Origin of the sequence: Marinobacter persicus (assembly GCF_900114155.1) — a bacterium.
Lineage (GTDB): Bacteria > Pseudomonadota > Gammaproteobacteria > Pseudomonadales > Oleiphilaceae > Marinobacter > Marinobacter persicus.
This window is the reverse complement of record NZ_FOSC01000018.1, coordinates 1-9,362: the sequence shown is the minus strand read 5'-3', so window position 1 is coordinate 9,362 and position 9,362 is coordinate 1. Positions and strand designations below refer to the sequence as shown.

The 9,362-nt window shown below is 56.8% G+C and carries 6 protein-coding genes and 2 rRNA genes; 6 read left to right on the top strand and 2 right to left on the bottom strand.

Features of this window, described 5'->3' with window-relative positions; genetic code table 11:
* The first annotated feature begins 342 nt into the window (after window positions 1-342).
* The 6 genes from BMZ63_RS14745 to BMZ63_RS14720 all read left to right on the top strand — a co-directional run bounded on the left by BMZ63_RS14745 (window position 343) and on the right by BMZ63_RS14720 (window position 8,854).
* The gene (locus tag BMZ63_RS14745; RefSeq protein WP_091706684.1) at window positions 343-606 is read left to right on the top strand and encodes a DUF4212 domain-containing protein; all 264 of its coding nucleotides are present in this window, start codon (window positions 343-345) and stop codon (window positions 604-606) included.
* Between the two features lie 6 nt (window positions 607-612).
* Window positions 613-2,379: a sodium:solute symporter family protein gene (locus tag BMZ63_RS14740; protein ID WP_091706682.1), complete on the top strand. Its 1,767-nt coding sequence runs from the start codon at window positions 613-615 to the stop codon at window positions 2,377-2,379.
* 102 nt (window positions 2,380-2,481) lie between these two features.
* Entirely contained in the window at window positions 2,482-2,988 is a 507-nt protein-coding gene (locus BMZ63_RS14735) for a DNA-directed RNA polymerase subunit omega (RefSeq protein ID WP_091706681.1), read from the top strand.
* Between the two features lie 27 nt (window positions 2,989-3,015).
* On the top strand, window positions 3,016-6,531 hold the full coding sequence (locus BMZ63_RS14730; protein ID WP_091706679.1) for a hybrid sensor histidine kinase/response regulator: 3,516 nt from the start codon (window positions 3,016-3,018) through the stop codon (window positions 6,529-6,531).
* Window positions 6,528-8,177, top strand: coding sequence for a tetratricopeptide repeat-containing response regulator (locus BMZ63_RS14725; RefSeq protein ID WP_091706678.1), 1,650 nt, complete (start codon window positions 6,528-6,530; stop codon window positions 8,175-8,177). Before BMZ63_RS14730 ends, BMZ63_RS14725 begins: the two co-directional genes overlap by 4 nt.
* Window positions 8,174-8,854 (top strand): sensor histidine kinase, encoded by a 681-nt coding sequence (locus BMZ63_RS14720; RefSeq protein WP_091706676.1) that lies wholly within the window; start codon window positions 8,174-8,176, stop codon window positions 8,852-8,854. The genes BMZ63_RS14725 and BMZ63_RS14720 overlap by 4 nt, the downstream gene beginning before the upstream one ends.
* A gap of 193 nt (window positions 8,855-9,047) precedes the next feature.
* Here the strand turns inward: BMZ63_RS14720 and rrf are convergent.
* Together rrf and BMZ63_RS14710 are read right to left on the bottom strand one after the other, a co-directional pair.
* A 5S ribosomal RNA gene (rrf, locus tag BMZ63_RS14715) occupies window positions 9,048-9,161 on the bottom strand.
* A 94-nt stretch (window positions 9,162-9,255) separates the two neighbouring features.
* Window positions 9,256-9,362 (bottom strand): 23S ribosomal RNA (locus tag BMZ63_RS14710); the annotation flags it as partial.

Sequence of the window (9,362 nt, the reverse complement as noted above, 5' to 3'; positions counted from 1 at the left end):
CGTGGGCTTCGGTGTTTGGAATGGTGTAGAACTGCCCGGAGGGATGAAGGGCGATGTCCAGGTTGGCTTTACCGACATCGACACCGACATTGACTGGGGTTTGGATTTCCGTGTTGTTCATAATAAGCTGACTCTGCCTTGCTATACGGGCTCGAGGCCCCGATGACTGTTCGAGTTATCGCTTGAGAGTCATGCAGCGCTGCACACTTGTTATCGGTCTCTCGGAAGAGGAACCTTGCAGGCATCGAGCTGCTGCATGAAGGCCCCCAGCGGCCACTGGGGGTGGGCCTCAATTTACCCAAACACGGAAGAAATTATCCATACAATGCAGGAGTGATGACTATGTCAGGTCACAGCTACGACGCTGAAAACTACTGGAAGGCGAATCTACGCCTGATCTTCGGGAGCCTCGTGATTTGGTTCCTGGTTTCCTATGGCGCTGCCATGCTCTTCCGCCCCATGCTCGCGGGCATTGAAGTCGGCGGTACCGACCTTGGCTTCTGGTTCGCCCAGCAAGGCTCCATTCTTACCTTCATTGTTCTGATTTTCTTCTATGCCTGGCGCATGAACAAAATCGACGAACAATTCGGCGTAAGCGAGGAGTAAGAACCCATGAGCCAATTTGCAATTAACGTCCTCTTCGTCGGGGCATCGTTCCTACTCTATATCGGCATCGCCATCTGGGCGAAGGCCGGTAGCACCAAGGATTTCTACGTTGCCGGTTCCGGCATCCACCCGATTACCAACGGTGTGGCAATCGGTGCTGACTGGATGTCTGCGGCATCCTTCATCTCCATGGCGGGCCTGATCGCCGCCGGTGGTTACTCCAACTCCACCTTCCTGATGGGTTGGACTGGTGGTTACGTACTGCTGGCCATGCTGCTGGCTCCGTACCTGCGTAAGTTCGGCAAGTTCACCGTACCTGAGTTCATCGGTGACCGTTACTACAGCGATAACGCCCGTCTGGTGGCCGTTATCTGTCTGATCGTGGCGTCCGTAACCTACGTAATCGGCCAGATGGCCGGTGCCGGTGTTGCCTTCTCCCGCTTCCTGGAAGTTGACAACACCACTGGTCTGATCATCGCCGCCATCGTGATCTTCTTCTACTCCGTATTGGGTGGCATGAAGGGCATCACATACACCCAGGTGGCTCAGTACTGCGTACTGATCGTGGCCTACACCATTCCGGCGGTGTTCATCTCCCTGCAGCTGACCGGCAACCCGATCCCGTGGTTCGGCTTCCTCTCCGAGCATACACAATCCGGCGTTCCGGTTCTGACCAAGCTGAACCAGGTTCTCACCGACCTTGGCTTCAACGAGTACACCGCTGATGTGGACAACAAGCTGAACATGGTCCTGTTCACTGCGTCCCTGATGTTCGGTACTGCTGGTCTGCCGCACGTAATCATCCGCTTCTTCACCGTTCGCAAGGTGACTGACGCGCGCTGGTCCGGCGGCTGGGCCCTGGTGTTCATCGCCCTGCTGTACCTGACTGCTCCGGCGGTTGGTTCCATGGCTCGGCTGAACATCGTGGACACCATCTACCCGGATGGCACTGATGCCGCTCCGATCCAGTACGAAGATCGTCCGAACTGGATCAAAGAGTGGGAAGTGACCGGTCTGATCCAGTTCGAAGACAAGAACAACGATGGTCGCATCCAGTACTACAACGACTCCGAGTCATATGCTGACGAAGCTGAATCCCGCGGCTGGGAAGGCAACGAGTTCAGCTACAACAATGACATCCTGGTACTGGCCAACCCGGAAATTGCTAACCTGCCGGGCTGGGTCGTTGGTCTGATTGCTGCCGGTGGTCTGGCTGCGGCACTGTCTACCGCGGCAGGTCTGTTGCTGGCTATCTCCTCGGCGATCAGTCACGACTTGATCAAGGGTCGCTTCAACCCGAACATCAGTGACAAAGGCGAACTGCTGGCAGCCCGTATTTCCATGGCCGTTGCTATCGTGGTTGCGACTTACCTGGGTGCTAACCCTCCAGGCTTCGCGGCACAGGTAGTGGCTCTGGCCTTCGGTATCGCGGCTGCGTCCCTGTTCCCGGCTCTGATGATGGGTATCTTCTCCAAACGTGTTAACAACGTTGGCGCAATGGCCGGTATGCTGTCTGGTCTGGCACTGACTCTGGTATACATCTTCGTATACAAGGGCTGGTTCTTTATTCCAGGCACTGCCAACCTGCCGGACACCGCCGAGCACTGGGTAATGGGTATCTCCCCGCTGTCCATCGGTGCCATCGGTGCGGTTGTTAACTTTGCGGTGGCCTTCGCAGCATCCCGCGCTACTGCCGAGCCGCCTCAGGAAATTCAGGAACTGGTTGAAAGCGTCCGTTACCCGCGTGGTGCCGGTGCCGCTCAGGACCACTAACCTGACTAAAGGCCTGAATCATTGCATAATATTGCAGTGTTAGGTTGAACCGGACGGGCTTCCTCACCGAGGGAGCCCGTTCTTTTTTGAGGAAAGCAAACTATGTTCTGGAATTTTCTTGCCACTGTTTTTTGCGGCCTTGGGGCTGCCGGTATTGCGCTGGGTATTCGTGCAATCACGGCCAAACGGGCACCAAAGTGGTTGATCCCGGTGTTCGCCGGGCTGGGGATGCTGGGCTACCTGGTATATGGCGAATACACCTGGTTCGAGCACAAAAAATCCCTGTTACCGGAAGAAGCCGTGGTCGTGAATACTGAAAAAGAGGGCATCTACTTCCGTCCCTGGACCTTCTTCGCGCCCTACGTAACCGCCTTCTCCGCCGTTGACATGAATGGCATCAGCGAGTCTCCATCCAACGAGAACATCAAACAGTTCATTCTGTACCGTTTTGAACAAACCGTGGCAGATTCCGTGTCCCACCGTGCGCACGTCATTAACTGCGAGAGTCGCGAACTGGTACCGCTGGATTCTGACGGCAAGCCCACTGTTGATAACCTGAAAGTGATCGACGCAAACGATGCCCTGTACCAGACCGTTTGCGGACGCTGAAACCGCCCGACAGGATAACTGCCTGACATGATTAGCGCCTGGCTGCTGGTTCTTATTTCAATCAGCTACATCTCGGTTCTGTTCTTTGTTGCCTGGGCCGGGGACAAGCACCCTGGCCTGTATCGGCGCAGAATGGCCCGAAGCCACATCTACGCTCTGTCACTGGCAGTCTACTTCACTTCATGGACCTTCTATGGCGCGGTTGGCCGGGCAAGCCAGGAGGGCTTTGCCTTTTTGCCCATCTACCTGGGCCCATTGCTGGCCTTCATTTTCTTTGCCCCGTTGTTGCGCCGGATCATCTTCATCAGCAAGCGCAACAACAGCACATCAATCGCCGATTTCATCGCCTCGCGCTACGGCAAATCCCAGTTATTGGGGGCCATGGTCGCCCTTTTCGCCCTGGTGGGCAGCGTTCCCTACATTGCCCTGCAGCTCAAAGCCATTGCCATGGGCTTTAACGTGCTGTCCGCCACCGGCACCGGTTACGAACAGCTGAGCCCGGCGGCCTGGAACGACTCCGCCTGGTACATTACCCTTGCTCTGGCGGTCTTTACCGTTCTGTTTGGCACCCGCCACCTGGAGTCCACCGAACACCACCGGGGCATGATTCAGGCCGTGGCCTTTGAATCACTGATCAAACTGGTGGCGTTTGCCGCTGTCGGCCTGTTTGTCGGCTACGGCCTTTTCAACGGCTTCGGTGATCTGTTCAGTCGGGTTCAGCAAGCCGATCTGCTCGGCACCCTCACCACGGATCATGTAGAGGCGCCGGCATTCATCACCCAAACCCTGATCGCCATGCTGGCCATTGTCTGCCTGCCCAGGCAGTTTCATGTGATGGTGGTGGAGAATACCGATCACCGGGATTTCCAGGTGGCTCGGTGGGCCATGCCGATTTATCTGCTGATTGCCAGTGCGTTCGTACTGCCTATTGCCGGGGCCGGCCTGCTCAGCCCGGAACTGGCCGGCATCGATCCAGACATTATTATCCTGCAATTGCCGATCATGGCCGGCAAGGAATGGCTGGCGGTGCTGGCCTTCCTGGGGGGCGGGTCGGCCGCGGCAGCCATGGTGATCGTCTGCTCTGTGGCCATTGCCACCATGATCAGTAACGAAATCGTTATGCCCGGCCTTCTGAAATTTTTCCGCCCGGGCATGAACCGTCGCAATGACCTCAGCTTCCTGCTGCTGACCATCCGCCGGGTTGCGATTTTCGTGGTACTGCTGACAGCTTATGGTTTTTACCGCATGGCCGGCGCCGATTACAGCCTGACAGCCTTTGGTCTGCTGTCTTTTGCCGCCGCGGCCCAGTTCGGGCCGGCCCTGGTAGGCGGCATCCTCTGGCGCGAAGGCAATCTGACCGGCGCAGCCTGGGGCCTGGGCCTGGGATTTCTCGTGTGGTGCTACACCCTGCTGCTGCCGGCGCTGGCCTCCACTGGCTGGATTTCCAGCACCCTCATAGAACAGGGGCTGTTCGGCTGGCAATGGACCCGCCCCACCTCCCTGTTCGGCTCCCAACTGGACCAGACCAGCCATGGCATTCTATGGAGTCTGGGGGTCAACACGACGGTTTATATTTTCCTCTCCCTGGTCACACGCCAACGTATTCGGGAAAAGATCCAGGTTGCCGCCTTCTTCCACTTGCCCCATCCCAAGGACGACAGCGCCCAGCAGCAGAGCTGGCAGGGGCAGATTCCGGTATCCGACCTGCAGGCCCTGGCCGACCGTTTCATGGGCGAAGAGCGAGCTGAAAGCGTCTTCCGGGCCTATGAACGTCGCAACGCCACCAAACTCTATGCCCATCGGCCCGCGTCCACTCACCTGATGAAATACATTGAGCGGCAACTGGCCTCGGTCATCGGCGCTTCAACCGCGCGGGTGGTTCTCGAGTCCACACTGACCGGCCGTGATATGCAGATCGAGGATGTGGTCAGCATTGTCGATGAAGCGTCGCAGGCAATGACCTTCAGCCGGGAACTGCTGCAGTCTGCCATCGAAAACATCAGCCTGGGCGTATCGGTGGTGAACCATCGCCAGCAACTGGTGGTCTGGAACCACCGCTACCTGGAAATGTTCAACTACCCAAAGGGGTTTGTGCGGGTCGGTCGCCCGGTCGAGGACCTGATGCGTTACAACCTCACCAGCGCTAATCTGCCGGCCCGACGGATTGATGAAATCATCAGGAATCGATGTGACAGCATGCGCAAGGGCGAGGCTGCCGCTTATGAGCGACAGCGCCCGGACGGCACGGTTGTCCGCATTGAAGGCAGCCCGATTCCGGGCGGCGGCTATGTGACAACCTACCAGGATGTCACCACCATGCGGCGCACCGAGCAGGCGCTGAAGGAAACCAATATCTACCTGGAACAACGGGTGCGCGAGCGTACTCAGGAACTTCAGGTCATTAACGAGCAGATGCTGAAGGCCAAATCCGTTGCCGAACAGGCCAACCAGAGCAAAACCCGTTTCCTGGCCTCGGCCAGCCACGACCTGCTGCAACCACTTAACGCAGCCCGCCTGTTCACCTCCGCCCTTTCCGGCAAGGTGGTTGACGGCGAAACCCGTGAGTTGGTCAGCCATATTGACAGCTCGCTGGGCGCCGCCGAGGAAATCATCAGTACCCTGCTCGATATTTCCAAACTCGACGCCGGCGCCCTGGAAGCCGATATCAGCTCCTTTAATATCAACGACCTGCTACGCCACCTGGCCACGGAGTTCTCCGCCATTGCCAAAGACCAGGGCCTGGAGCTGCATGTGGTGCCCAGCTCAGCCTGGGTGAAATCCGACGCAAAGCTGCTGCGCCGGGTGGTCCAGAACTTTCTGTCAAACGCCATCCGTTACACGGAAAGCGGAAAAATCCTGCTTGGTTGCCGCCGATTGAATGGCTACCTGAGAATTGAGGTGGTGGATACCGGCCCGGGCATGTCGGAAGATCAACTCACTCATATCTTCGAGGAATTCCGGCGCTTCCAGCACGGCCGTGACCAGAAGGGTCTGGGCCTGGGGCTGGCCATCGTGGATCGGATCAGCGGCATGCTCAACCACCCCATCAGCGTGCACTCCACCCAGGGACGCGGCAGCACCTTCGGAATTACCGTGCCCCTGGTCGCGGCTGAAACCCGCGCCGATGCCACCACGCCGGCGCAAAGCTCCCGGCGGGTATCCAGCCTTGGTGGCCTGCATGTGCTTTGCATCGACAACGATGAGACTATACTGCAGGGCATGGTGGCCCTGTTGGGGAACTGGAAATGCGATGTCACTGCCGCACGTAGCCTTGAAGACGCTCTGGAAAAGCTGGAGCAACAAACGCCGGATATTATTCTGGCCGATTATCAACTGGACGATGACCGCAACGGTCTGGATGCCATGGATGCGATCCGGGAAGCACTGGGCAAAACAATCCCGGGTATTCTGATCACCGGCTATATGGCTCCCGAAGTCCGGGAAGACGCCATTAACCGGGGCTATCAGATTCTGTACAAACCGGTAAAACCGGCGGCTCTCAGAGCTCTTGTCAATAAACAAATCAAGCAGAAGCACCCATGAATAAATCCGAACAGCGCGACCTGGCAAACCCTTTCGGCAAGTTGACCTTTCTGGTGGTGGACGATTTCGAAAATTTCCGCCTGTCCATGCGCCAGATGTTGCGCAGCTGTGGCGCGGACAAGATCGAACTGGTCGGCAATGCCACCGCTGCCATCCAGTACTGCAGTTACAACCACGTGGATGTCGTTCTTTGTGACTACAACCTTGGCGAAGGCAAAAACGGTCAGCAGATCCTTGAAGAATTACGTCACAAGAAGCTGCTCAAACGCGCTTCCCTGTTTCTATTGGTCACCGCAGAGACCTCCAAGGAGATGGTCATGGGTGCCCGGGAATACCAGCCGGATGCCTACCTGACCAAACCAATCAATCGGGCGGTACTGGAAAAACGCCTGGGCAGCCTGATCCAGCAACGCCATACCCTGCTGCCCATTAACCGGGAAATTGACCACGAAAACTATCCGAAGGCGATTTCACTCTGCCTTGAAATGCTCCCCAAGCAGCCCCGTTACAAAACCTGGCTGATGAAAACGCTCGGGGAGCTGTATATGCAGGTGGGCGATCTGGCCCATGCCCAGAAGATCTACGACGACGTGCTGGCCCAACGGGAACTGTCCTGGGCACGCCTCGGTCGTTGCCGGGTGCTGCTGGCCAACAAGCATTATGAAGAGGCCATCAACGATCTCAGAGCGTTAATTGAAAAACACCCTGATTACATGGAAGCCTATGATCTTCTGGCCGCCACCTATGAGCAGCAAGGCAAGCTGGCCCAGGCGCAACGGGTTCTGGAAAAAGCCTCGGAGCATTCCCCCAACGCACTTTTACGCCAGAAGCACCTGGCCCAGGTCGCCGGGGCCAACCAGGATATGGATACGGCCTCTGAAGCCTGGCGCAAAACGGTGAACCTTGGCACCTATTCCATCCACGACAGCCCCGAACACTATCTGTCACTGGCGCAAAGCCTGTCCGACCTGAGTGAGGGCAGCACGGAGGAAGGCGGTCCAGAGCAGGCCTCAGAGGCGCTGAACGTGCTGTCCAAAATGGAGAAGCGCTTTCCGGAAGACGAAGAGTTGCCTTTGCGCAGCAAAATCATTCAGAGCCGGGTCCATGCCGGACAGGGTAACCAGCGCGAGGCACAGAAACTGTTGTCCCAGGTATCATCGCAACTGCAGTCTTCGGGCGATTACTCCGCCGATACCGGACTCGATTATGCAAAAACACTGTTCCGGCTGGGTCGCGACCAGGAAGCCAAAGATCTCCTGGCACAGCTCGCGGCCCGTTTTGAAAATGACAGCGACATTATCCAGCAAATCGAAAACCTGCTGGATGAGCCGGTGGGCTATCGACAGAAGATCAAGGCCCGCTCCCTGAACCGGGATGGCATCAAGGCCTTCGAAGACGGTGATCTCGATACCGCCATCGATACCTTCGGAAAGGCCCTTGAAATAGTTCCCGATCACGCGGCATTGAACCTCAACCTGGTCCAGGTGTTGTTGAAAAAATACGAACAGAATCCGGGCGCCGCAGGGGCTGGCCTTGTACAGGCTTGCCAACAGCGTATGAAGCGCCTTGAATCCTTACCCGAGCAACATCGTCAATACCGCAGATACCGTGCCCTGAGCCAGAAACTGAAAGGATTGAGCGCATGACAGACCAGAACATTGACTTTTCCATGGTGCTGGCGTCCGCCGTGCATGACATGAAGAACTCGTTGGGCATGTTGATCAACAGCCTGGACGAGCTCCGGGGTGACAATGAAGACACCCTCGCCCATTCCAACCAGTTCAACATGCTGCAGTACGAAGCCGAACGCATGCATAACGATCTGGTGCAACTACTGGGCATTTATCGCCTAGGCCAGAACAACCTGGTGGCGAATGTGGATGAACATTTCGTGCCGGATTTTCTGTCCGAGCAGTTGGCCAGACACATTCCCCTGCTCGACGGACTGGGTATCCAGTACTCCATTGAGGCAGACGACATTAACGGGTTCTTTGATGAGCACCTGCTGACCGGCGTCCTTAACAACACCATCAACAATGCGATCCGTTACACCAAAAAACAGATAAGGCTAACAGCGCGAGAGGAAGACGATTACCTGGTGATAGGCGTTGAAGACGATGGTGACGGCTACCCGGAAAGCATGCAGCACACGGGTATCCTTAGCTTCAAATCACTGGACTTCAAGGGCGGCAGCACCAGTCTGGGGCTGTATTTTGCCTCTTCCATCGCAGCCATGCACAGCGAGGGAGACCGACAAGGCTCCATCAAACTGCATAATGGTGGTGAGCTTGGCGGGGGAATTTTCGAGATCTGGTTGCCTTAGGAAAGACTTGAGGCAGTGCTCCGCACTGCAACGATGACCCGGAGCACGCCGAGACGGAGTGCCCGTCCTTACCCTGAGCGAGCGATGCTCGCTCTGCCTGCGGCACCGGTGCGGACACTACCGTGGGCCATCATTTTCTCACAGCTAATAAAAAAGCCCCGTTAGCATTGCTAACGGGGCTTTTGTATTAGGAGCCTGACGATGACCTACTCTCGCATGGGCGAACCACACTACCATCGGCGCAGGACTGTTTCACTTCTGAGTTCGGGATGGGATCAGGTGGTTCCAGACCGCTGTGGTCGTCAGGCAAAACTGTTGATCACTGGGTGACGAGATTGGTGTGATGTTGATTTCAGAGCTGTTGGCTCTTATGCGTTATCCGCAATTGTCTTGGGTGTTATATAGTCAAGCCGCACGAGCAATTAGTACCGGTTAGCTCAACGCCTCGCAGCGCTTACACACCCGGCCTATCAACGTCCTGGTCTTGAACGGCTCTTCAGGGGCCTCG